Origin of the sequence: Massilia sp. H6 (genome assembly GCF_024802625.1) — a bacterium.
Taxonomy (GTDB): Bacteria; Pseudomonadota; Gammaproteobacteria; order Burkholderiales; family Burkholderiaceae_D; genus Telluria.
The window spans coordinates 3,739,854-3,762,853 of record NZ_CP103371.1; the positions used below are offsets into that span (position 1 = coordinate 3,739,854).

Consider the following 23,000-nt stretch of genomic DNA (forward strand, 5'->3'; position numbering starts at 1 on the left):
CTGCGTCAGCAGGCAGCCTGATCAGCCTTGACGGCTTTCCGTCATCTGTTCGCAGTACTTGCCGAGATTTTCCGGCAAGTCTGCTGGACACACACCGCATTGCTTGTTGCCAGGCACCGCATAATCGATGAACTTTGGGTACGGCAAATTGAGGTTAGCCATGATCAGCCGGAACTCTTCGATCGTGCGGTCGCCACCGAGCCGGGGATTGCGCTTCTTTTCCTGCATCACGGTCGACACCCGCCGCTCCTGGTAGTCGTGTGCCGGGTACACCAGCGTATCGTCAGGCAGCGCGAACAGCTTGCCGCGCACGCTGTGATACAGGGCATCGGCATCGCCCTGCTGGAAGTCGGTCCGGCCGCAGCCTTCGATCAGCAAGGCATCGCCGGTAAATGCGCGCTCGCCCAGCACGTAAGTAAAATGTCCGGACGTATGACCGGGTGTATGCAGGGGCTGGAATTCCATGCTGCCTACCCGGAATGGCTTGCCTTCTTCTAGCTGGACATCGGCGCATGCGACGCGTTCGGCTGCCGGTGCGGCAATCGCGCTCCCGACCCTTTTCTTGAGCTCGAGTGCCGCCGTGATGTGATCGGCGTGCACGTGGGTATCGATGCTGTAGGCAAGCGTCAGACCCAGGCGCCCGAGCTCGGCCAGGTCACGGTCCATCGTGGCGATGACCGGATCGATCAGCACCGCCTGGCCGGTATCGGGGCAGCCGATCAGGTAGGTGTAGGTACTGGACAGGGGCTCGAAGAGCTGGCGGAAAATCATGCGGTTCTCTCTCACGGAAAATGGATACGCCTGCGCTCGCATTGCGTCGTTGCGTGGAGCCGCAGGCATGGCCCAGTATAGAGAACCGCAGGCGCTACCGGCGCGCGGATGCCGGGTGCGCCTGCACGTGTTCTACCGAGGAGATGGCTGGCGATTCATGCGCCCGTCAGGGAACCGAGCGCGGCAGGCAGCATGCGCTGCCGCGCCGGGATATTGGACCGGGCTCGACGGTCACGGTGCGTCAAGTGATGCGCAGTAATAGGCTGTTCGACCCCGATATGACCTCGGTGGCGGAACTTATGGGAACCCCGATGCCGGCTACCGGGCTGATCAGCATCGACCTGTACCGGGGCAACGAAGGTTGTTCGTATCTGTAGCTGAACCTTGCACTCTAACGGAAACTTCCACCGAGCTAGCCGTCAGCGTCGCTACGCCGGACCCTGGCGTGCCGATACGCGCAGCGTCTCGTGATATAGGCGATTAATGATTCTCGATCGTCGAGCGGACGCTTGACTCGAATCATTCAATTCCTACAGTTTCCCGGCGAAGCCCGCTTTTTTAGCCATCTTGCGCCGGCCGCACAGAAAAAAAGCCCTCCCGATTTCTCGCAAGAGCTTGAATTCAAACCAAAAACTATATTGGTAGGCCTCCCGTGAGTCGAACACGGCACCAACGGATTATGAGTCCGCTGCTCTAACCAAGCATGAGCTAGAGGCCCGAAAATCGGGACAGTGGCAAGAATCGTTCTTGCCATCTGCTTCCTGCGGCGTGCTACCGTGGAGCAGAGTGGCGAGAGGATATTGCCTTTAGTACAGCGCCGTCAAGCCCGGACGGCAACAATCAGTTGCTGCCCTCCAGGAAGCTCTTGAGCTTGTCCGAGCGCGATGGGTGGCGCAACTTGCGCAGGGCCTTGGCTTCTATCTGTCGAATGCGCTCGCGGGTGACGTCGAATTGCTTGCCGACTTCTTCCAGCGTGTGGTCGGTCGACATCTCGATGCCGAAGCGCATGCGCAGCACCTTGGCTTCGCGCGGGGTCAGCGAATCGAGCACGTCCTTTACCACGCCACGCATCGAGGCGTGCAGCGCGGCGTCCGACGGCGCCAGCGTGTTGTTGTCTTCGATGAAGTCGCCCAGGTGCGAGTCGTCGTCGTCGCCGATAGGCGTCTCCATCGAAATCGGTTCCTTCGCGATCTTCATGATCTTCCGAATTTTGTCTTCCGGCATTTCCATCTTGATGGCAAGCGTTGCCGGGTCTGGCTCGGCGCCAGTTTCCTGCAGGATCTGGCGCGAGATCCGGTTCATCTTGTTGATGGTTTCGATCATGTGCACCGGAATACGGATGGTGCGCGCCTGGTCCGCGATCGAGCGGGTGATGGCCTGGCGGATCCACCAGGTGGCATACGTCGAGAACTTGTAGCCGCGGCGGTATTCGAACTTGTCCACCGCCTTCATCAGGCCGATATTGCCTTCCTGGATCAGGTCGAGGAATTGCAGGCCGCGGTTGGTGTATTTCTTGGCAATCGAAATCACCAGGCGCAGGTTGGCCTCGGTCATCTCGCGCTTGGCCTTGCGCGCCTTCATTTCGCCGGCCGCCATCTGGCGGTTGATATTGCGCAGGTCTGGCAGCGGCAGCACGACGCGCGCCTGCAGGTCGATCAGGCGTTGCTGCAGTTCCTTGATGGTCGGGATGTTGCGGCCTAGGATGGCGCTATAGGCGTGGCCGGCGTCAACTTCTCCATCGACCCATTCCAGGTTGGTTTCGTTGCCGGGGAAGACCTTGATGAAGTGAGCGCGCGGCATGCCGCAGCGGTTCACGGCGACGTCGAGGATCTGCTTTTCGATGTGGCGCACTTCGTCGACCTGGCCGCGCAGCGTGTCGCACAGCTTTTCTACCACTTTTGCCGTGAAGCGGATGCCCAGCAGCTCGTTGGAGATCGCCTCTTGCGCCTTGACGTAGGCCTTGCTGTTGTAGCCGTCTTTCTCGAAGGCCTTGCGCATCTTGTCGAATTGCTGGGCGATGTGGCTGAACTTGGCCAGCGCCGACTGCTTCAGCGCTTCGAGCTGCTCGGCCGAATAGCCGGCTGCGCCCGATGCGCTGGCGGCTTCTTCCTCTTCTTCTTCTTCGGCGCCTTCTTCTGCGTCGTCGTCGTCTTCGTCGTCGTCGGACGAGGTCGCGGCCGCGGGAACCTGCACATTCTGCTCCTCGCCTTCGGCGTCGACCAGGCCGTCGACGATTTCGTCGATCTTGATCTCGTCCTTGTCAATCTTGCTGGCGGCGTCGATGATTTCGGCAATCGTCACCGGGCAGGCCGAGATCGCCTGGATCATGTCTTTCAGGCCATGTTCGATGCGCTTGGCGATCTCGATTTCGCCTTCGCGGGTCAGCAGCTCGACCGAGCCCATCTCGCGCATGTACATGCGGACCGGATCGGTGGTGCGGCCAAAGTCGGAGTCGACGGTCGACAGGGCGGCCTCGGCGGCGGCTTCGGCTTCATCGTCGCTTGTGACGGTGGCGACATTGTCGGACAGCAGCAGGGTCTCGGCATCGGGCGCGTGCTCGTAGACGGCAATGCCCATGTCGTTGAAGGTGCCGATGATGCCTTCGATCGCTTCCGGATCGACGATGTTCTCTGGCAGGTGGTCGTTGATCTCGGAATACGTGAGGAAACCGCGCTCCTTGCCCGACTTGATCAGGGCCTTGAGCTTGTTGCGGCGAATCTCGAGTTCTTCTTCGCTCGCTTCGGTATCCGACGAGAAGGCGTCTTTCAGCAGCGCTTTTTCCTTGGCCTTGCGGTCCTTGGCCTTGGCCTTGTCCGCGGCCTTCAGTTCGGCGCGCTCAACCGCGTTGAGGGCGGCGATCTCGTCGTTCTCGGGCGTGAATTCCTTCGGCTTGCGCCCGCGGCGTCCCGGCACCTTGACGGATGGCAGGACATAACCGGACGTATCGATTGCGGCCAATGCGGCTGCATCGGTGGTCTGGCTCACTGGTGCCGGGCTCGCCGTACGAACCTCGGCCGTGTCTTGACCTTTGTCCACGGTGGCGGACGCTCTCGTGGCTTTTTCAGCCAGTTTGGTTTCGGGTTTCTTGGTTGGCACAGGCGCTTTCGAAGTCACGACGACTCACACTTTACGATGGTTAAAGATAAACTTTCTTGTCACCTTACATCACCCTGCAAGCAACTTCCGTTGCCCCGCTAACCCAAACTCACTACCCCAGTCGAAACGAAAAAGGGTTTCAAAGATTGCAATAGTTAGCGTTTTATTATAGCACGCACCCCTAGTTTTTCCAGTCGCGAAGACTGCCTGCCGGCACTATGCGGCAGAGCGTCAGCGCGGCGCTCGTTCGGCAATTGCCTCCTTGTCAAGCGCGTCTAGCTCCGCGGCAATTTCACGATAGCGCGTTACCTGATCTGGGGTCATGCTGGAAGAAGACAACAACTGGTTGCTCTCTTTCTTTAACGTGTCAATCTTAATTTCGCGTACGGCGCTCATGAGACAGATTCGATCGGCATCAATATCCGATTCCGGTTCGGCAGCGATTTCCGAGATGATGCTGTCGTACACCCCCGTTACCTCTTTCAGTTGCTGCGACAGTGCAGCGAAGTTGCCGTGCTCGCCCAGTGCTTGCGCCACGCTCGCCAGGTAACGCAAGCTGTCGGCATCATCTTGCCCCAGGAAATCGAACGATTGCAAGATGGTCTCGTCCAGCAGCAAGGCCAGGTGCGGATGCGATACCAGGATGCGTAGCATTTGCAGAGGCAAGCCCACTGGCTGGGGCCGGCCCTGGCGCGGCGGCGCCTTGCGGATCACCGATACCGGCTTCGACAGTTCGAACAGGGCTTCGAGTTCGGCCGGGGTGGACTCGGTCAGGCTGGCCAGGCCGCGCACGATCTGCAGCCGCAGCGCGGTCGGCGCCATCGATTGCAGCAGTGGCTTGGCTTCGAACTGGGCGTGGGCGCGGCCTTCCGGCGTGGCCAGGTCGTGCTCGGTAGTGACTTCGCGCAGCAAGAATTGCGACAGCGGCATGGCCTCGTTGATTTCCTGGGCAAATGCGTCGCCACCATATTCGCGCACGAAACTGTCCGGGTCGTGCTCCGGCGGCAGGAACAGAAACTTGATGATCTTGTCGTCGTTCACTTGCGGCAGGCAGGCTTCGAGCGCGCGGCGGGCTGCGCGGCGGCCGGCCTTGTCGCCATCGAAGCTGAACACCACGGTGTCGGTCTGGCGCAGCAGCTTTTGCACGTGGGTGCTGGTGCAGGCGGTGCCAAGGGTGGCAACAGCCTGCGGAAACCCGAGCTGGGCCAGTGCGACGACATCCATATAGCCCTCGGTCACCAGCACGTAGCCGGTGTCGCGGATCGACTGGCGCGCCTCGAACAGGCCGTACAGCTCCAGGCCTTTCTGGAACAGCGGGGTTTCCGGGGAGTTCAGGTATTTTGGCTCGCCTGAATCGAGCACGCGGCCGCCGAAGCCGATCACCTGCCCCTTGGTGTTACGTATCGGGAACATGATGCGCTCCCGGAAACGGTCGTAGCGCTTCTTGTTGCCGCCGTCTTCGTCCACCTTGTCGATCACCAGGCCCGACTCGACCAGCGCCAGCGCCTCGTAGTCGGGGAAGACCGACCGCAGGTTATCCCAGCCGCCGGGCGCGTACCCCATGCCGAAACGGGCCGCGACTTCGCCGGTCAGGCCGCGGTTCTTGAGGTAGGCAATGGCATTGGGCGCCTCGCGCAACTGGGCGCGGTAAAAGGTGCAGGCCTGGGTCAGCGCATCGGTCATGGCCAGCGCCTGCGCCTGCTGGGCGGCGCGCTGCTGCGGCGGAATCTTGTCGTCGGCCTCTGGCACCACCATGCCCGCGCCCTGGGCCAGGTCCTTGACGGCATCGACGAAGCCCATGCCCGAGTATTCGATCAAAAAACCGATCGAGGTGCCATGGGCGCCGCAGCCGAAGCAGTGGTAGAACTGCTTGGTTGGGCTAACGGTGAAGCTGGGGGATTTTTCGTTATGGAAGGGGCACAGCCCCATGAAATTGGCGCCGCCCTTTTTCAGCTGGACGTAGCGGCCCACGACATCGACGATATCGACACGGTTGAGCAAATCGGTAATGAATGATTGCGGAATCACTAGTGGTACTCAGTGTTTGTCTCAGCTCAGACCAGACTATACCGCGGCGCTGACTGCAAATTGATTTAGGACAAGGCAATTGCCAGGTTGAATTTGGCATTCCGCCTCCCGAAGCGTGGGCAATCCCTGCCCACGCGTTCGAGCGCAGCTGTCAGCCGCCGGCCAAGGCCTTCTTTACCAGCGCCGACACCGCGGTCATGTCGGCCCGCCCTGCCAGCTTCGGCTTGAGCACCCCCATCACCTTGCCCATGTCCTGCGGGCCGGCGGCGCCGGTGGCGGCCACGGCGGCGGCAACTTCAGCGGCCACTTCGTCGTCGGACAGGCCAGCCGGCATGTAGGCCGCCAGGATGACCAGTTCGGCTTTTTCGATATCGGCCAGGTCGGCGCGGCCGCCAGCCTCGAACTGCGAGATCGAATCCTTGCGCTGCTTGATCATCTTTTCAATGATGGCCAGCACCTGGGTATCGTCCAGTTCGATCTGCTCGTCCACTTCCCGGCGCTTGATGTCGGCAAGCATCAGGCGGATGGTGTTCAGGCGGCCGCTTTCCTTGGCGCGCATGGCCGCCTTCATGTCCTCGGTCAGTTGTGCTTTCAGGCTCATGGGATCTCCGTCTGGGATGAATAACAATGTTAGGTAGAAATAACAGGCGCCAACGACAAAACCCGCCGCGGTGGCTACCGGAGCGGGCTTCCTGGCAATGTGCGACTCGCCGGGACAGCAAAGTCACCGGATCGCGCCGGCGATGCCGTCTTAGAACAGTTTCTTTGGCAGTTGCTGGCTGCGGATGCGCTTGTAGTGGCGCTTCACGGCAGCGGCCAGCTTGCGCTTGCGCTCTGCAGTTGGCTTTTCGTAGAACTCGCGTGCGCGCAGTTCGGTCAGCAGACCAGTTTTTTCGATAGTGCGCTTGAAGCGACGCATGGCGACTTCGAACGGCTCGTTTTCTTTAAGGCGGATAGTGGTCATGTAAAAATGAAACCGTTGGATTTATGAAGAACGAAAGTTTAGCATTGTTTGCGGATCAGTGGAAGGTTTTATCGACCTGTTCCGCAATTTCCACAGGCGATGGGCGGTCAGACGCTGCTGCCGGCGACAAATCCGGATGCCCATGCCCACTGGAAGTTGTAGCCGCCCAGCCAGCCGGTCACATCGACCGATTCGCCGATGAAATATAGGCCCGGCACCTTGTTGGCCATCATGGTCTGCTGGGACAGTTCACGCGTATCGACGCCGCCCAGCGTCACCTCGGCCTTCCGGTAGCCTTCCGAACCGGTCGGCACGATCTCCCAGCGGTTGATGGCGTCGCCCAGCTTGCGCAGCCTGGCGTCGGCCATGTCGGCCAGGCGCGCGTCGGGCGCGAAACCGTTGGCCGCCAGCAGGCCATCGACCAGCCGCGCCGGCAGCCACTGGGTCAGTACGTTGCCGAGTTGCTTCTTGACGGTGGTCTTGGCGCCGATCAGCTCCTCGGCCACATCCATGTCGGGCAGCAGGTTCAGCACGATCGGGGTGCCGGGCTGCCAATAGCTCGAAATTTGCAGGATCGCCGGGCCGGACAGGCCGCGGTGGGTAAACAGCAGGTCTTCGCGGAAATGGCCGCCCCTCGACTGGCCGCCCTTCCCGCCTTTGGCTTTTCCTGCGCTGCCGGTGCTCACCTCGACTTCCAGCGCGATGCCGGCCAGCGGCGCGAACACTTCCCAGCTCGGTCCGTCGAAGGTCAGCGGCACCAGGCCGGGACGCGGTTCGACGATCTGCAGCCCGAACTGGGTAGCGATGCAGTAACCGAAGTCGGTCGCGCCGATTTTCGGGATCGACAGGCCGCCGGTGGCGATTACCACGCTGTCGCAGGCGACATCGCCGTCGTCCAGCGTGATGTGGAAACCGCCGTCACGCTGCTCGATGGCGCCGACCTTGCACGGCATGCGCCAGCTGACCTCGCCCGCATCGCATTCGTCGCGCAGCATCTGGATGATGTGTTCGGACGATTCGGTACAGAACAGCTGGCCCTTGTGCTTCTCGTGGTGCGGAATGCGGTGCTTCTTGACCAGGTCGAGGAAGTCCTGGGCGGTGTAGCGCGCCAGGGCGCTGCGGCAGAAATGCGGGTTCTGCGACAAAAAATTGGCCGGCCCGGCGTTAATGTTCGTGAAATTGCAGCGTCCGCCGCCAGAGATGCGGATCTTCTCGGCCAGCTTGGTGGCATGGTCGATCAGCAGCACGCTCTTGCCGCGTCGGCCGGCGACCGCCGCGCACATCATGCCGGCCGCGCCCGCGCCGATTACTGCCACATCGTAGTGTTTTGCCATGCTTGCCGTGTCCTTGCGCTGGCGAAGAAATCGCCAAACCGGGCATTGTATCCGGTTCGGGCGCCGCTGCCATCCTAGGCTTCATCCATCGCCCGCACATCGAGGTCGCGCCCATTGAGCACCGTTCCGTCGGGTTCGATGGTAATCATGTGCATGCCCGTATCGGTCAGGCCCAGCCGCTTGAGCTGCTGCGGCGACACGCGCAGAAAGTAGTTGCCTGGAAAAACGCCGGTAAGGACGTAATAGCCGTCCGCCGCACTGGTAATGCTGGCCACCACCTTGCGCGAGGCATCGACCAGTTCCAGCTGCAGGTCGCCGATCGCGCGCCGCGCGCCGTTCGCATACAGGTAGGTAGTGCCGTCGATCTCGCCCGTGAGGTGAACCGCGAATTCGACCTGGCTCACCTTGCCCGGGCGCGGCACGATGCGTACGCCAGGCAGGCGCGGCTGCCATTGCGGGTCGTCGAGCGTACCTGGATCGAGGGCGATGTCGGTATGCTGGTGGGTCGGCAGGCGCGCCAGGTAGGCAATGCCGCTGGCGCCGGTGCGCACCGCATAGTTGGCGCCATTGACCGTAAAGCCGGCATTGGCGATGGCTTCGTCGCTGCCGTCCATGATGCCGTTCAGGTCCTTGTCGAGGAAGACGCGGATCGAGGCCGCACCCATGTTGGCCATCGGCTGGGCGTCGAGCATCAGGCGGCTGGCGCGCGGCTCCAGCCCCATGGCCATGAAGAACTGCATGCCCAGGCCGTAGTCGCGGCGGTTCGCGTAATACGCGTTGATGCCCAGTCCGTAGCTGCCCAGGCTCTTGTTGAGGGCGCCGGTGGCGCGCAGCCCGCGGTCCAGAAAGGTGCGCGTCAAGCCAAGGTTGAGCAGGTAACCGTCGTTCAGGTAATAGTCGGCCGATACCGCCGCACTACCAAGCGTCGCATTGGGCGTGAGCGTGTACTGCAGCTGCCCGCTCAGGCCGATACCTGCCACCCGGCGGCTGACCTGAAACAAGCCGTCGGCCAGCTCCTGGCTGCCGAGCTTTTGCCAGCGTAGCGCATTGGTCAGCGCAATGCCGTCAAGGTAGGCCGAGATCCGGGCCTGCACGTCGAGCTTGCGGGTGCTTGAGGCCAGCCGGTCGTGCCGCAACTGCAGCGCCACCGGAAAAAACCGGTTGCCGCCGGCAGCGACGACGCCATCGGCGCGCACCTCGTCGCGGCTGCGCACCGGGTCGCCCCCCTGGCTGAAGAAGTCGCTGCTGAAGTTGTCCAGCTGCGCATGGCTGGCCGACACGGCGACGTTGCCGAGCCGCGTCTTCAGGCCGAGCTGGGCGAGCGTGCCGCCATCGTCGGCGCGGGCCGCGTCAGCCGTGGCGATCAGGCTGTTCCAGTAGGCGCGCAGGCCCAGGTTGGCATAGCTGCGCGCGCTGCCGTCGAGCAGCGGCACGCGCTGCCAGCCGCCCAGCGCATTGATGCGCTCGCTCACGCCCCATTCGAATTGCGCCAGCGCCCTGGCGCGCCCTGCCAGGTCGCGGTGGGCGCCGGCGTCGTAATACAGCGCGCCACGCGGCACCGCCGACTGCTCCAGCAAGAAACTCTGGCGCTCCACGCGCAGCTGGCCCAGCGGGCCATGGAACACCAGCCGGAACTCGTTGGGGCCGTAGGCCAGCAACTGGTCTTCGAAACTGTACTTGCCGTCCGGGCGCGATTGCTGGAAGCCGACCAGCGCATCGTTGTAGAACAGCTCGACGTCCCAGCCTGGCGGCAGCGCGCCCTGCAGCGTGTGGCGGTCGAAGCTGGTCGGCTGGTTGAGCGGCCGGTTGCTGACCAGCAGGCCATTGCCGGTCGCGCTACTCGGCGAGATATTCGCCACCCCCGGCAAGGGCACGCTGCCGAACAGCGCGGTACGCGCATGAAGCGGTCCGAGCAGGCCGGCATCGGGGTCGTTGCGGCCCAGCGTCAGGCGCAGGCCCGAGGACGGGTCTTGCCGGTTGCGGCTGGCATATAGCGCGGCCTCCATGCCGAGCAGGTCGGTGGTGAGGTAGGCCGTATAGGCCGCGTCGGCCTGGCGCCGGCCATCCGTCTTGCTCGCGGACAGCCCAAAGGTCTGGTCGATGAAGGGCAGGTCGGCCAGCCGGTAAGGCGTGGCCAGGCGCGGGTAGCCAGGATCGGCATACCCGCCCGGCGCACCCGGCGCGCTGCCATGCTTGCGCCGCTCCAGCCGGGCTTGCAGTGGCAATTGCTCGCGCGGGCGCACCTTCAGGGCCAGGCTCGACATGTCCAGCTCGAGGTCGACCGGCAGCCAGCGCTGCAAGGTCTTGCTGGCCACGTAGATATCATCGGACAGCAGCTTGAACTGCGAACGGTCGAGCTCTTCGCGGCGGCCAGCCGAATCGAGCACGCGCCCGGGCACGTCGAGGCTGAAGGCGCGCTCCTGGCTGAGGATGAAACCGCTGGCACGTCCCTCGCCCGGCACCACGCGGATCGCCAGGGTCAGCAGGCGCGCCAGTTCGCCCAGCGGCAAAAAGACATCGCGGCCGATCTCGTAGCCGGTTACGGCATCGGACAGCAGCTGGTTGCCGAGCCGCACTTCCAGCAGCACCAGGTTGGCCTCGGATTGCTGCGATGGCGCCGCCGCCACCGGCGCCAAGGCCGGCAGCAACATCAATCCTGCAACGAGTAATCCGGTTCGAAAAACCTGCATGGGGCCTGGAGGCGCGTGCTAGCGCCTGGTGGTGGCTAACCGGCGGTCAGCCCTGCACCACGATTATTGCTCAAAAAACATTGACAAAGGAAGCTCCCGGACCATCGGGCTGGCATCACGGCAGATGCAGGCTGGCCTGCGCCAGCAGCTTGCCGCCCGCCTCCGGACGGTCGTGATAGGCGACGTCGAGCGTGCCGCCAGCGAGCGCCACCCCGGCCGGGGCCTGCAGCGGGAGCGTAGCCTGGCGCACCGGGTTGGGCGCGTACACCGCCAGTCCGCCCACCTGGGCCAGGTTGAGCGGCTTGCCGCCGCGCGGCGTAAACGTCACGCTCACGTCGCCATACACCGAGCTGCTGCCTGCGCGCTCGAACCGCAGGGTCAGCAGCGAGCGCCCGGCGCTGTCGCGCTGCAACGCGAGAGCGCCCAGGCTCACCCGTGCATCCACGCTACCATGGCGCACGATCACCGGCACCGAGGCGCCGACCATCGCATTGATCGCCACGCCGATCTTGCCGTCCTCGGCGCCGCGGTTTTCGATGCTGGCATTGCCTGCGACTTCCGGTAGCTTGTCGAACAGCAGGTGCGAGCGGTATTCGCCGTCGGCCAGTTCGGCCGGCTTGCGCAACATGATCCTTACCGTCTGCGCGGTACCCGGCTGCAGCGTCACCTGGCGCGGCGAATAGCGCAGCATCGCGTCGGCAAAGCGCTCCCCTTCCAGCGCCTGGTCTGCGGCCTCGAACTGGCCGGCTTCGGTCATGCGGCGGTTCACCAGCGCGATGCGGTAGCTGGCCGGCTTGCTGCCATTGTTGATCAGCTCGATCTGGGCCGCACGCAGGTTCTTGTCGAACACGATGCGCGTCGGGTGCAGCATTAGTTCGGCATGCGCGGGCAAGCATGGCGCCAGCAGCAGGCAGGCGAGCAGGCCGGGCTTCGCCTGGCGCAGGCGAAACAGGGCAGCGGAGACGAACGGGGAGAAAAACATGATGTAGTCCTACTGATAATTAACGGTCAGGGGAAACGAGCCGGTGTAGTTGCCCGGCGGCTGGTTGGGTGCCACGACCAGGGTTGCACCGACCCCCAGCGCAACGCCACCATTGGGGACGGAAGCGATCGACTGCGGATTGTTGACGAAGCTGTTGACCGCCATCGAATGGGCGCCACTGCTTAGCCTGACGCTGCCATTTGACGGCAGGGAAATGATCACTGCCTTGCCGCCGGCACCGTTGCCGCTCTTGCCGATGTTGAACCGGGCTGGGCCGGTCGCCGGGGAAGTAAGCAGGATGACACCCCCGGTGCGCGAGCGCACGCCGGCCGCACTGAGCACGACCGTGCCGCCGCTGCCGGCAACGAAGCGGCCAAAGTCGAGGTTGCTCATGTTGCTGACCGAAAGCTGCTGGGCCTGGGCGGCGCGCTGGCACGGCAGTGCCAGCGCCGCCAGCATGACGGTGGCGGCGGCCAGGACTGCCGGGTAGCGAGCTGGCTGCATGGTTCTGGACAGACTGCGCCGCCGTGCCGGTGTCAGTTGTAGTCGACGGTAGCGGTGACGGTGCCGCTGTAGCTGCCAGCCACCTGGTTGGCGCCGACGCTCAGGATGCCGCCGACATAGATCGTTTGCGTGCCAGCGGTCAGGGTGCCGCTCGTGACGGTACCGGAAGTAATGGCGCTGGCGGTCAGGTCGGTGATCGGGGTAAACGCCATCGTGTTCGCATCCGAGGTCAGCGTGGTGCCGACAACGCTGATCGAATAGGTCGAGCTTGCCTGGCCGGTTACGGTGAACTGGGCTGCGGTGCTGCCGCCGGCCATGGCGGTAACGCCGCCGGTCACGCCGCGCGCGTTGTTCGGGCTGACGGTGACGGTGCCGGCGGAACCGCTCGGTGCGAAACTGCCGAACGACAGGTCGGCAGCCTTGACGATGTTGATCGGGGTGACCACGGTACTGGACGTGGCTGCCTGCGTGCTGGCGGCATTCGCGCTGCCGGCGGCAACGGTCGCGGCGATGGCCAATGCCATTGCGGCCAGTGGAAGGTGGGTCGAGGTAAAGCGAGCGAGCTTGGTCATTCTTGTCTTCCTTCAGAGTGTGATGGAGCGGCATTTTTCGCCGAACTATTCTGACGAACTTGTAGCAACCTTGTATTCCAAGAAACATCAAGCGTTGCTGTTCAGTATCGTTTTGCTATGTTGCAAGAAAATAATAACGGCTTTTTGCGTTACATCAGCAACTCTGTCGGTTCCAGGCAATAAAACTATTGTCAATTTCATCAATAATTGTTAAGCGAATATGTGTCTATACAAGTGCGGTCGCAACGATTACCAAAAGTTGTACGTATATACCGCCAGTTCATGGAAGATTCCTGACATTTTGTCGCTAAAATGTTTCACGAGAAAACATTTACCCTGCGCGCATAAACATATGTTTTAGCCAAACAAACGTTGTTGCGATCCAACATTTCTACGATCGCCCACGTAAAACAGGCCACCTTGCGGGTGGCCTGGAATCGGCATAACGCCATTGCCGGCGCGGTGCGCCGGTTCAGCTACGCAGGGCGCGCGCTACCTGTAGGCATTGCGCCACTTGCGCCACAATCGGACGTGGAATCGGCACGTCGCCGCGCAATGCGGCGGCGATCCAGGCGGCAGTGGTTGCCGCATCGCGCGCCTCGGGCACCACGGCCAGTTCGTCGGCCGGCGCATCGCGCTCGACCAGCAGGCTGCGCTCGCCGCCGTGGAACCAGTCGATTTGCTGGGCCCGGTGGGGATTGGCAACGGTCTCGCCCTCGGTGCCGCGCATCAGGAAGGCGTCGCCCCGCTCGGGCGGCGCGCTGGTGGTGAAATAAGCGCCCAGGGTTTCCAGGTATTCGGGATGGGTATACGACACCAGCCGCAGGGCTGGGCAGGCAAAGGGCTGCAATATCTTGACCAAGGTGTGGGTGGAATTGCGCACACCCAGAATGCGCCGTAGCGACAGCATGTGGGCCAATTCGGGGGCCAGGCGTTCGATCGGCATGAAGGCCGGACGGCCTGCCGCCGCCGCATCCAGGATTTCGGCTGTAGAGCCTGCTTCGGCCAGGCCCAGCTCGGCCAGGATTTCGGCGCTGGTGATGCGACCCGGATCATTGCGCACGCCATGCACCAGGGTCGGCACGCCTTCGCGCGCCAGCAGCAGCGCCAGCAAGGGCGTCAGGTTGGCCAGCTTGCGCGCGCCGTTGTAGCTCGGGATCAAGACCGGAGCATAGTGCCCCGGTGGCGCCGGCAAGGGTGCGAAAGAGCTTTCGGCGGCATCCATGAAGCCGGCCAGTTCCTCCACCGACTCGCCCTTGATCCGCATCGCCAGCAAGATGGCGCCCAGCTCCAGGTCGGACACGCGGCGCTCGAGCATGGCGGTGTACAGTGCGCGCGCATCGGCGCGCGACATGCTGCGCGCCCCTTTCACGCCGCGGCCTATCTCTTTGATAAAGGGCGCAGCGGCAAATCGTTCAGTTGTCTTGTCCATATCCTGGAGCATACAACGCCTTGGCGCAGCCGTGCGCCAGGGCGCGCTTGCGGCAAGCCGGCGCAGGCTGCCTGTGCACGTGCAGCATTTTCAGTCTACACTTGATATTCCCTCTTGACACCACTGCACCATGATCAATACGCCTGCCATCGAAAACACCAACGTCAGTTCGTTCGCGCAGATGCCGACGCCGAACGAACTCCACGCCTCGCTGCCGCTGACCGACCGCGCGTTCGCCACGGTGATGCAGGGCCGCGAAACGCTGCGCAATATCCTCGACCGCCAGGACAAGCGCCTGTTCGTGGTTGTTGGCCCCTGCTCGATCCACGATCCGGAAGCCGGACTGGACTACGCGCGCCGCCTCAAGGCCTTGCAGGCAGAGGTCGCTGACACGATGGTGCTGGTGATGCGGGTATATTTCGAAAAACCGCGCACGACTACCGGCTGGAAAGGGTATATCAACGATCCGTTCATGGACGACTCGTTCCGCGTCGACATCGGCATGCAACGCGCGCGCCGCTTCCTGCTCGACGTCTGCGAACTGGGCCTGCCAACCGCAACCGAGGCGCTCGATCCGATCTCGCCGCAATACCTGGGCGACCTGATTGCCTGGACCGCCATCGGCGCGCGCACCACCGAATCGCAGACCCACCGCGAGATGTCGTCCGGCCTGTCGACCCCGGTCGGCTTCAAGAACGGCACCGACGGCGACGTCAGCATCGCCGTGAATGCGGTGCAGTCCTCGGCCAGCCCGCACGCCTTCTTGGGCATCAATGGCCAGGGCTCGGTGTCGATCGTGCGCACCAGCGGCAATGCCTATGGCCACGTGGTGCTGCGCGGCGGCGGCGGTCGTCCGAACTACGATTCGGTGTCGGTGGCCATTGCGGAGCAGGCGCTGGCCAAGGCCGGGCTGCCGGCCAACCTGGTGGTGGACTGTTCGCATGCCAACAGCTACAAGAAGCCGGAGCTGCAGCCGCTGGTGATGTCGGACGTGATCCAGCAGATCAAGCACGGCACCGGCTCGCTGGTGGGAGTGATGATCGAATCGAACATCGTCAGCGGGTCCCAGGCGATTCCAGCAGACTTGTCGCAACTGAAATACGGCTGTTCGGTGACCGATGGCTGCATCGGGTGGGAAGAAACCGAAACGATGCTGCGCAGTGCGCACATGGAATTGTTGCAGCGCCCATAGGGTGGTCGGCCAGGGCGGCCGCCCTACGCTACAATGGCGGATTGCGCTTTATCAGTTAAATTTCCCATGATCGTACTCGGCGTCGAATCTTCCTGCGATGAAACCGGCCTGGCTCTGTATGACACCGAGCGCGGGCTGCTGTCCCATGCCCTGCATTCGCAGGTGGCGATGCACGAGGAATACGGTGGCGTCGTGCCCGAACTGGCCTCGCGCGACCACATCCGGCGCGCGCTGCCGCTGCTGCAAGAAGTACTCGAGCGCGCCGGCATCGACATGGCGGCCATCGACGCCATCGCCTACACCCAGGGGCCGGGCCTGGCCGGAGCGCTGCTGGTGGGCTCGTCGGTCGCCTGCAGCCTGGCGCTGGCGCTCGACAAGCCGGTGCTCGGCGTGCATCACCTCGAAGGGCACCTGCTTTCGCCGCTGCTGGCCAGCGAGCGCCCGGAGTTTCCTTTTCTTGCCCTGCTGGTCTCGGGCGGCCACACCCAGCTGATGCGGGTCGACGGCGTCGGCCGCTACGCCCTGCTGGGCGAGACGCTCGACGATGCCGCCGGCGAGGCGTTCGACAAATCGGCCAAGCTGCTGGGGCTGGGCTATCCGGGCGGGCCGGCAATTTCACGCCTGGCCGAATTTGGCGACCCGGCGGCCTATACCCTGCCGCGCCCGATGCTGCATTCGAAGGATTTCAACTTCAGCTTCTCGGGCCTGAAGACCGCGGTGCTCACGGTCGTCAAGAACCACGAGCAGAAAGTGGTCGCCAACATCTGCGAGCAGGACAAGGCCAATATCGCGCGCGGCTTCGTCGACGCGATCGTGGACGTGCTGACGGCAAAGTGCGTCAATGCGCTGCGTCACACCGGCTTGACGCGGCTGGTGATCGCCGGCGGCGTCGGTGCCAACAAGCAACTGCGCGCGTCGCTCGACGCCGCAGCCGTCAAGCGCAGGTTCAAGGTGTATTACCCGGAACTGGAATTCTGCACCGATAACGGCGCCATGATCGCCTTTGCCGGCGCCCTGCGCCTCGAGCGCAACCCGGCGCTGGCCCAGCGCGACTATGCCTTCAATGTGCGTCCACGCTGGCCGCTAGACGAGCTCGAAGCTGCCTGAACTTGCCTGAAGCAGGCCTAATCGCCGCAGCGGTAACGTGCAAGCGATATTGAACTTGCAAGCCTGACATCGATCCTACGGTGTGACCGCCCCGTGCCAAACGGTGGCAATATCCGACGGTTAAGATTCACGGAGGGTTTGCGATGCGCGTAGTAAGTTGGAACATTCACTGGGGCTGTGGCAAGGACGGGCGAATTCGCATCCATGCGATCATCGACGTCTTGCGGCGGCTGAATCCGGATGTCGTGTGCCTGCAAGAAGTTGCGGCCAATCATCCGGAACTGAATGGGGGCGCTACCGCGAACCAGTTCAAGCAGCTCGGCGGCGCGTTTGGGGGCTACCACATGATGGAGCATGCCCCTAGCGAGCTCTACAAGAACAACTCGCCGCGCCTGTTTGGCAACCTGATCCTCTCGAAATACCGGATTTCGCAAGTGCACCGCCACCTGCTGCCCTGGCCGGCCGACCCGGGCAATCCGGCCGGCATGCCGCGCGGCCTCATCGAGACCGTGCTCGACGCGCCCAACGGCAAGCTGCGCCTGATGACCACGCATCTCGAGTACTACTCGCCGCTGCAGCGCATGGCGCAGGTGCACCGCATCCGCGAACTGCATGCCGAGGCCAGCGCCCGTTCGCGCATCTTCCAGCCCGATCCAAACCTCGACGCGCCCTACCAGCTGGGCTTCCGGCCGGCCTCGGCGATCCTGTGCGGCGATTTCAATTTCGCGCCCGATGCCGACGACTACCAGGCCCTGCTGGCGCCGCTCGAGGGCGGCGCCCCGCCCTTCCTCGATGCCTGGCGGGTGGCACACGGCAACGTCGCGCGTGCGCCGACCACCGGCCTGCATGGCTATGCCTGGCCCGACCGCCCGGAATGCTATGACCATTTCTTTGTCACCGAAGACCTGGCGCCGCGCGTCGAGACGGTTGAAGTGCAGTCGGAAACGGCGGCCTCGGACCACCAGCCGGTGGTGCTGGATCTGAAGTAAACCGTTGATTGAGGCTTACTGCGGCGCCGGCTCGCCCGGCGCCGCTTCCATTTTCGCGGCGATGTCGCGCAGCGCCTGCTCGAATACTTCGGGCGGCTGGCCACCCGAGATCAGGTGGCGCTGGTTGATGATAATGGCTGGCACCGAACGAATGCCGGCGCGCTGGAAGAACTGCTCGCGTTCGCGCACTTCGTCGGCGTATTCATCCGACTGGAGAATGCGGGTGGCCGTCTCGACATCCATGCCGATCCGCTCGACGGCGCGCAGCAGCGCGTCGTGGTTGCTGGGGTCTTCGCAATGGGTGAAATAGGCCTCGAACAGCGCCAGCTTGAGCTCGCGCTGGCGGCCGACCTGTTCGGCCCAGGCCAGCAGCCGGTGGGCGTCGAAGGTATTGTAGATGCGGCCGCGCCGTTCCATCTCGAAGACGAAACCGAGGTCCGAACCACGCTGGCGAATCATCTCGCGGCTACGCGCCTGGTCTTCGGCGGTAGCGCCGTATTTCTCGGTGATGTGCTCGACGATGTCCTGGCCGTCCGGACCCATGTCCGGGTTCAGCTCGAAGGGCTGGAAATGCAGGTCTACCGTGACTTCACCGCCGAGGCTGACGAGCGCTTGCTCCAGTGCCTTGTAGCCGATCACGCACCACGGGCACGAGATATCCGATACGAAATCGATCCTGAGTTGTTTGGTCATAGACGCCACCTTTGTGTTCGTTGCGGCACCTGGGTGCCAGATGGCGATATGGTAACGCGAGTGGGTGCTTGCGTGGCGTACGCTGGCGAAGGCGAAGGCGAAGGCCGCCAGCCTCAGCTTTTCTTCGCCCCCGCCGACTTCGCGCCTATCTTCGACTCTTTGCCCGCCACCAGGTTGGCGATATTGCCGCTATGCCGGTACAGCAGCAGCGCGCTCATGGTCACCACCGCGAACAGGATCTCGTCCACGCCGAACAGCAGTCCGTAATAAAACGGTGCGAACACCGAAGCGATCAGCGCCGCCAATGACGAATAGCGGAAGGCATACGCCACGATCAGCCAGGTGGCCAGGGTCGCCAGTCCGAGCCAGACGTTAATCCCGAGCAGCACGCCCAGCGCCGTCGCCACGCCCTTGCCGCCGACGAAGCGGAAAAATACCGGCCACAGGTGGCCCAGGAACACGGCAATGGCAACCAGCGCTACGGCGCCGTCGTCGAGACCAAATTGCGGACCATATTCGATCGTGAGCCAGACCGCCAGCCAGCCCTTGAAGCCGTCGCCGATCAGGGTGGCGATCGCGGCTTTCTTGTTACCGCTGCGCAGCACATTGGTCGCGCCCGGGTTCTTGGAGCCGTAGGTGCGCGGGTCGGACAGGCGGAACACCCGGCTCATCACGACCGCAAAGGAAATCGAGCCGATCAGGTAAGCGGCAATGGTGGCTATCAGGGTAGGCATCTGGTCTATTGGGTTTGGTGTCGCTTCAAAATTGCCAAGTAGCATAGGGCGCACGGAATATACACCATCGGATAGCCGCCCGGTAGCTCACTCGGCCAGCGCGCATTGCACCGGGCGCGCGCCGAGTAGATCGCTCAGGACCGCGGGATCGATGCCAACCAGATAGCCGCGCCGGCCGCCGTTGATGTAGATTCTGTCGAGCGCCAGCACCGATGCCTCGACATACACCGGCATCGGCTTGCGGGTGCCAAATGGCGAGGTGCCGCCCACCAGGTAGCCCGAATGGCGCTGCGCCACATCGATCTTGCAGGGCTCGACCGATTTGCACGCAATCACTCGCGCCAAATTCTTGGTCGATACCTTGCGGTCGCCGTGCATGAGCACGATCATGGGCCGGGCAGCTTCGTCCTGCATCACCAGCGTCTTCACGACATGGTGCTCGGGAACCCCAATGGCACGCGACGACACGGTGGTGCCGCCATGCTCTTCGTAGTCGTACGGATGCTCGGTGAAGACGACGCCGTGCTTGCGCAGGAACTGCGTCGCGGGAGTTTCAGACACGTGCTCTTTCTTGGCCATGCGTGGTACGCTAAAGACGAACATAAGGGGGTTTCTATTATGCAGCAAGAAATTCGCTTTGCCACCTTCAATGCCTTTAACCTGGCGCCGCCGGGTACGCGCTGCTACGACAACCTCGAGCCGTGCACACCCGCCGAATACGAAGCCAAGCTTGACTGGACGGCACAGCAACTGGACCTGTTGAACGCCGACGTGATCGGCTTCCAGGAGATTTTTTCACAGGCCTGCCTGCGCGAGGTGCTGGCGCGCACCCGCCACTACCGCGAAGCGAGCCACCTCGGTTTCGATCCTGACCCCGAGGCGCCGCGCCTGACCCCGAGCGTGGCGCTGGTATCGCGCCTGCCAGTGACCAGCCCGGGCCAGGCCTTGCCGCTGTTTCCCGGCAGCGTCACCATGCCACCGGGCAGCCGCGACCCCGACCGCTTCACGCGCGCGCCGCTGCATGCCGTGATCGAGCTGGCGCCTGGGCTGGTCGTCGATGTGGTGGTAGTGCATCTCAAATCGCGCCGTCCCGACTACCGCAGCGGCGACACCGGCGAAGACCCGAACCTGTACGCCCTCGCCTGCCTGCGCTCGCTGATCCGGCGCGGCACAGAAGCGGCCGCGCTGCGCGTGTTGCTCACCGACATGGCGCGCGACAGGCAGCGTCCGCGCGTGGTGCTGGGCGACTTCAACGATGTCGCCGATTCGGTCACCACCGAGATCGTGCTGGGCGAAGGCGCGCCACTGGCCGAACGCATGTTCGATACGGCGCGGCTGCGGCGCCACCAGGACGGGCAGCGCAACGTCGGTTTCTCGATCGTTCACGACAGCCGCCACTCGACCATCGACCACATATTGGTGTCGCACGAATTCAACCCCTTGCTGCCCAACGCGATCGGCGAGGTCATCGACGTGGTCTACCTCAACGACCACCTCGAACTGGCGCTGCCGCCAGCCTCGGACCATGGCCAGGTGCTGGCGCGCATCGTGTTGTATCCGCAAGACGGGCAGCTTCATGGCGGCTTGGAGTAAACCGGACCGCCTCCCCTATGCCACAGCGCTGGCGCGGCCTGGCTGCCGTAACGCGGGCAACTTGGCCGCGGCGTGAAATCCGGCCGGTTGCTTGCACCGGCGGCATACAGTCCCTGGTATTCGTCGCAGCCATGCTCGCGTAGAAAACGCAGTTGTTCTTCGGTCTCGACGCCTTCGGCGACCACCCGCAGGCGCAAGCTGCGCGCCACGGCGATGATGGCCGGAATCAGGGCTGCGTCGCCCGGGTCGTGCTCGATATCGTTGACAAAGCTGCGGTCGATCTTCAGTTTGGACAGCGGAAACCGCCGCAGCGACGACAGGCTGGCCAGGCCGGTGCCGAAGCGGTCGATATCGAGCAGCACGCCGCGTGCGCGCAACGCGGCCACGGTGCCGTCCAGGCAGCCGTCGCCCTGCATCAGTGCGCCTTCGGTAATTTCCAGGTGCAGCAAATCCGGCGCCAGGCCAGAAACCTCGAGCGCGGTATCGACCGCGTCGAGCAGCCTGGCATGCAGAAACTGGACGTCGGACAGGTTCACCGCCATCGTCAGCGTGTAGCCTTCGTCGCGCCAGTTGCGCGCCTGGCGACAAGCTTCGCGCAATGCCCATTCGCCGATTGGAACGATCAGCCCGCATTCTTCGGCCACTGGCAGGAAGGCATGCGGCAGCAGCAGTCCGCGCTCGGGGTGGCGCCAGCGGAGCAGGGCCTCGACGCCGACCACCCGGCCGCTGTGGACATCGATGCCGGGCTGGTATTCAAGCAAGAACTCACCACGCTCGAGCGCCTGGCGCAGGCGCTGTTCGAGCTGGCCGCGCTCGACGACGCGGGCGTTCATTCCGGGACTGAAAAAACGGAAGCTATTGCGGCCGTTTTGCTTGGCGTGGTACATCGCCACATCGGCATGGTGCATCAGGGTATCGACATCTTGCCCGTCGGTCGGACAGATCGCGATCCCGATCGAGGCCGACAAGCCGATTTCCTGGCCATCGACATCGATGGGATGGGCCACGGCCTGCATGACCGTGGCGGCGACGTGGGCGGCCTGGTCGGCGCCACCGATATCGGCCAGGAGCACGACGAATTCGTCGCCGCCGAGGCGGCTGATCGTGTCGACCCGGCGCACGCATCGACGCAGGCGCGCGGCCACCTCGCGCAGCACCGCGTCGCCGGCCTGGTGGCCGTTGTTGTCGTTGATGGACTTGAAACGGTCGAGGTCGAGGAACAAGACCGCAAAGCGCGCGTGCTGGCGGCGCCAGGTGGCCAGCGCATGATGCAGACGGTCAAGAAACAGCGTGCGATTTGGCAGCCCGGTCAGCGGGTCGTGCTCGGCCTGGTGCCTGACCTGCTCTTCGGCACGCTTGCGCTCGGTAATATCGGAGAGCAGGGCCATATAGCTGCTGGCCTCGCCATGCGCATCGCGGATGGTGGTCAAGGCCACCGAGGCCGTATAGCGCTCGCCGTTCTTGCGCTTTGCCGCCAGTTCGCCCTGCCAGTGGTCGTTGCCGTCGAGCTGGGACCAGATGCTGTCGTAGAAGCCGGTGTCGTCCTCGCCCCAGGGCAGATTGGCCAGCGTGGTACCGACGATGTCGGCGGCATCGAAACCGGTGATCGCCGTGAACGCGCCGTTGACCAACTGCACCCGGTAATCGGCATCCATGACGATCATGGCCTCGTGCGCATTCTGGAACACGCGCGCCGCCTGCACCAGATTGTCTTGGGCTTGCATGTGCGCGGTCATGTCGATTTCGATGCACAACACCTGCTGGACCAGGCCCTGGTGCATTACCGGAACATGGTGCGAGTGCATCCACAGGCAGCGGCCTGCCGCCGACTGTACCTTCCAGTCGCGCGGCGCGGGGGGAATGCCGTTGCGCCAGATGGCGGCCACGGTCTCGTCGAACTCGGCCTGGTGGTCGAGATGCGAGACGATGGCCTTCAAGGGCTGGCCCAGTGCACGGCTGGCCGGAACGCCGAACAGCTGGAAGCAGGCTCGGTTCCAGAAGCGCACGATACCGTTGGCATCGACCGAATGTACCGCGACGCCTGGCGCCTGTTCGATGGCCGCTACGAACCGGTAGCGCCAACCGAGTGCTTCGCGACCGGATGTGTCGGCATCGGCACCATCGGGCCCGGCGCAAGCTGGGCCCGCCGGGATATCTCCGGCGGACGATTCCTGCTTTTGCTCGCTCACGGGAAAGATCCTTTACAGACGGAAAAAGTCGTAACGCTCATGACAATTCCATCAATCTTCCCCGCAAATCAGGCGCCCTGTTTGCGGTCACGCAAAGCCACGCCTTGCATGCTATTCATCGGGATTTTTC

The 23,000-nt window shown here is 63.5% G+C and carries 19 protein-coding genes and 1 tRNA gene; 4 read left to right on the top strand and 16 right to left on the bottom strand.

Translation table 11 applies throughout. The annotated features are described in order from the left end of the window. Positions 1-21: 21 nt before the first annotated feature. The 12 genes from NRS07_RS16715 to ybiB form a co-directional block, all read right to left on the bottom strand. Positions 22-771: an MBL fold metallo-hydrolase gene (locus tag NRS07_RS16715; protein ID WP_259208944.1), complete on the bottom strand. Its 750-nt coding sequence runs from the start codon at positions 769-771 to the stop codon at positions 22-24. A gap of 639 nt (positions 772-1,410) precedes the next feature. Next, positions 1,411-1,489: transfer RNA gene (locus tag NRS07_RS16720), tRNA-Ile, on the bottom strand. A 122-nt stretch (positions 1,490-1,611) separates the two neighbouring features. After that, entirely contained in the window at positions 1,612-3,807 is a 2,196-nt protein-coding gene (gene rpoD, locus NRS07_RS16725; RefSeq protein WP_373889833.1) for an RNA polymerase sigma factor RpoD, read from the bottom strand. Between the two features lie 291 nt (positions 3,808-4,098). Then, positions 4,099-5,895: a DNA primase gene (dnaG, locus tag NRS07_RS16730; protein WP_259208946.1), complete on the bottom strand. Its 1,797-nt coding sequence runs from the start codon at positions 5,893-5,895 to the stop codon at positions 4,099-4,101. 151 nt (positions 5,896-6,046) lie between these two features. Beyond that, positions 6,047-6,496: a GatB/YqeY domain-containing protein gene (locus tag NRS07_RS16735; protein WP_259208947.1), complete on the bottom strand. Its 450-nt coding sequence runs from the start codon at positions 6,494-6,496 to the stop codon at positions 6,047-6,049. A 150-nt stretch (positions 6,497-6,646) separates the two neighbouring features. Then, a complete protein-coding gene (gene rpsU / locus NRS07_RS16740) occupies positions 6,647-6,859 on the bottom strand; it encodes a 30S ribosomal protein S21 (protein WP_008451879.1) in 213 nt (70 codons plus the stop codon). 107 nt (positions 6,860-6,966) lie between these two features. Next, positions 6,967-8,193 (bottom strand): NAD(P)/FAD-dependent oxidoreductase, encoded by a 1,227-nt coding sequence (locus NRS07_RS16745; protein ID WP_259208984.1) that lies wholly within the window; start codon positions 8,191-8,193, stop codon positions 6,967-6,969. Between the two features lie 74 nt (positions 8,194-8,267). After that, positions 8,268-10,844 carry a collagen binding domain-containing protein gene (locus NRS07_RS16750; RefSeq protein ID WP_259208986.1) on the bottom strand — a complete coding sequence of 859 codons (2,577 nt, stop codon included), beginning with the start codon at positions 10,842-10,844 and terminating at the stop codon, positions 8,268-8,270. A gap of 154 nt (positions 10,845-10,998) precedes the next feature. Further along, positions 10,999-11,865: a molecular chaperone gene (locus tag NRS07_RS16755; RefSeq protein WP_259208989.1), complete on the bottom strand. Its 867-nt coding sequence runs from the start codon at positions 11,863-11,865 to the stop codon at positions 10,999-11,001. Positions 11,866-11,874: 9 nt separating this feature from the next. Then, positions 11,875-12,369, bottom strand: a complete 495-nt coding sequence (locus NRS07_RS16760) for a DUF4402 domain-containing protein (protein ID WP_259208991.1) — start codon at positions 12,367-12,369, stop codon at positions 11,875-11,877. A 32-nt stretch (positions 12,370-12,401) separates the two neighbouring features. Further along, on the bottom strand, positions 12,402-12,941 hold the full coding sequence (locus tag NRS07_RS16765) for a DUF4402 domain-containing protein (protein ID WP_259208994.1): 540 nt from the start codon (positions 12,939-12,941) through the stop codon (positions 12,402-12,404). 472 nt (positions 12,942-13,413) lie between these two features. Beyond that, positions 13,414-14,373 (bottom strand): DNA-binding protein YbiB, encoded by a 960-nt coding sequence (ybiB, locus tag NRS07_RS16770; RefSeq protein WP_259208996.1) that lies wholly within the window; start codon positions 14,371-14,373, stop codon positions 13,414-13,416. A 130-nt stretch (positions 14,374-14,503) separates the two neighbouring features. Between ybiB and NRS07_RS16775 the strand changes: the two genes are divergently transcribed. The 3 genes from NRS07_RS16775 (at position 14,504) to NRS07_RS16785 (ending at position 17,661) form a co-directional block, all read left to right on the top strand. Beyond that, positions 14,504-15,565 (top strand): 3-deoxy-7-phosphoheptulonate synthase, encoded by a 1,062-nt coding sequence (locus tag NRS07_RS16775; RefSeq protein ID WP_307729902.1) that lies wholly within the window; start codon positions 14,504-14,506, stop codon positions 15,563-15,565. 66 nt (positions 15,566-15,631) lie between these two features. Continuing rightward, entirely contained in the window at positions 15,632-16,672 is a 1,041-nt protein-coding gene (tsaD, locus tag NRS07_RS16780) for a tRNA (adenosine(37)-N6)-threonylcarbamoyltransferase complex transferase subunit TsaD (protein WP_259208998.1), read from the top strand. A gap of 143 nt (positions 16,673-16,815) precedes the next feature. Then, positions 16,816-17,661, top strand: a complete 846-nt coding sequence (locus NRS07_RS16785; protein WP_259209000.1) for an endonuclease/exonuclease/phosphatase family protein — start codon at positions 16,816-16,818, stop codon at positions 17,659-17,661. A gap of 15 nt (positions 17,662-17,676) precedes the next feature. On the opposite strand, the gene NRS07_RS16790 is transcribed toward NRS07_RS16785, so the two are convergent. The 3 genes from NRS07_RS16790 to NRS07_RS16800 all read right to left on the bottom strand — a co-directional run bounded on the left by NRS07_RS16790 (position 17,677) and on the right by NRS07_RS16800 (position 19,667). After that, entirely contained in the window at positions 17,677-18,354 is a 678-nt protein-coding gene (locus NRS07_RS16790; RefSeq protein WP_259209001.1) for a DsbA family oxidoreductase, read from the bottom strand. A gap of 113 nt (positions 18,355-18,467) precedes the next feature. After that, complete coding sequence (plsY, locus tag NRS07_RS16795) at positions 18,468-19,088, bottom strand: glycerol-3-phosphate 1-O-acyltransferase PlsY (protein ID WP_259209002.1); 621 nt, start codon at positions 19,086-19,088, stop codon at positions 18,468-18,470. Positions 19,089-19,175: 87 nt separating this feature from the next. After that, positions 19,176-19,667, bottom strand: a complete 492-nt coding sequence (locus NRS07_RS16800) for an aminoacyl-tRNA deacylase (RefSeq protein WP_259213327.1) — start codon at positions 19,665-19,667, stop codon at positions 19,176-19,178. Between the two features lie 39 nt (positions 19,668-19,706). On the opposite strand from NRS07_RS16800, the gene NRS07_RS16805 reads away from it, so the two are divergent. After that, complete coding sequence (locus NRS07_RS16805) at positions 19,707-20,681, top strand: endonuclease/exonuclease/phosphatase family protein (protein WP_259209003.1); 975 nt, start codon at positions 19,707-19,709, stop codon at positions 20,679-20,681. Here the strand turns inward: NRS07_RS16805 and NRS07_RS16810 are convergent. Beyond that, positions 20,663-22,870: a bifunctional diguanylate cyclase/phosphodiesterase gene (locus tag NRS07_RS16810; protein ID WP_259209005.1), complete on the bottom strand. Its 2,208-nt coding sequence runs from the start codon at positions 22,868-22,870 to the stop codon at positions 20,663-20,665. The genes NRS07_RS16805 and NRS07_RS16810 overlap by 19 nt on opposite strands. Positions 22,871-23,000: the final 130 nt, after the last annotated feature.

Bases quoted from the DNA above. Each gene is read 5' to 3' on its own strand.
- NRS07_RS16775 (WP_307729902.1), top strand. From the start codon at position 14,504: ATGATCAATACGCCTGCCATCGAAAACACCAACGTCAGTTCGTTCGCG.
- plsY (WP_259209002.1), bottom strand. From the start codon at position 19,088: ATGCCTACCCTGATAGCCACCATTGCCGCTTACCTGATCGGCTCGATT.
- NRS07_RS16790 (WP_259209001.1), bottom strand. From the start codon at position 18,354: ATGACCAAACAACTCAGGATCGATTTCGTATCGGATATCTCGTGCCCG.
- NRS07_RS16750 (WP_259208986.1), bottom strand. From the start codon at position 10,844: ATGTTGCTGCCGGCCTTGGCGCCGGTGGCGGCGGCGCCATCGCAGCAA.
- NRS07_RS16715 (WP_259208944.1), bottom strand. From the start codon at position 771: ATGATTTTCCGCCAGCTCTTCGAGCCCCTGTCCAGTACCTACACCTAC.
- NRS07_RS16760 (WP_259208991.1), bottom strand. From the start codon at position 12,369: ATGCAGCCAGCTCGCTACCCGGCAGTCCTGGCCGCCGCCACCGTCATG.
- ybiB (WP_259208996.1), bottom strand. From the start codon at position 14,373: ATGGACAAGACAACTGAACGATTTGCCGCTGCGCCCTTTATCAAAGAG.
- NRS07_RS16755 (WP_259208989.1), bottom strand. From the start codon at position 11,865: ATGTTTTTCTCCCCGTTCGTCTCCGCTGCCCTGTTTCGCCTGCGCCAG.
- tsaD (WP_259208998.1), top strand. From the start codon at position 15,632: ATGATCGTACTCGGCGTCGAATCTTCCTGCGATGAAACCGGCCTGGCT.
- NRS07_RS16745 (WP_259208984.1), bottom strand. From the start codon at position 8,193: ATGGCAAAACACTACGATGTGGCAGTAATCGGCGCGGGCGCGGCCGGC.
- NRS07_RS16805 (WP_259209003.1), top strand. From the start codon at position 19,707: ATGCAGCAAGAAATTCGCTTTGCCACCTTCAATGCCTTTAACCTGGCG.
- rpsU (WP_008451879.1), bottom strand. From the start codon at position 6,859: ATGACCACTATCCGCCTTAAAGAAAACGAGCCGTTCGAAGTCGCCATG.
- NRS07_RS16785 (WP_259209000.1), top strand. From the start codon at position 16,816: ATGCGCGTAGTAAGTTGGAACATTCACTGGGGCTGTGGCAAGGACGGG.
- NRS07_RS16800 (WP_259213327.1), bottom strand. From the start codon at position 19,667: ATGGCCAAGAAAGAGCACGTGTCTGAAACTCCCGCGACGCAGTTCCTG.
- NRS07_RS16735 (WP_259208947.1), bottom strand. From the start codon at position 6,496: ATGAGCCTGAAAGCACAACTGACCGAGGACATGAAGGCGGCCATGCGC.
- NRS07_RS16765 (WP_259208994.1), bottom strand. From the start codon at position 12,941: ATGACCAAGCTCGCTCGCTTTACCTCGACCCACCTTCCACTGGCCGCA.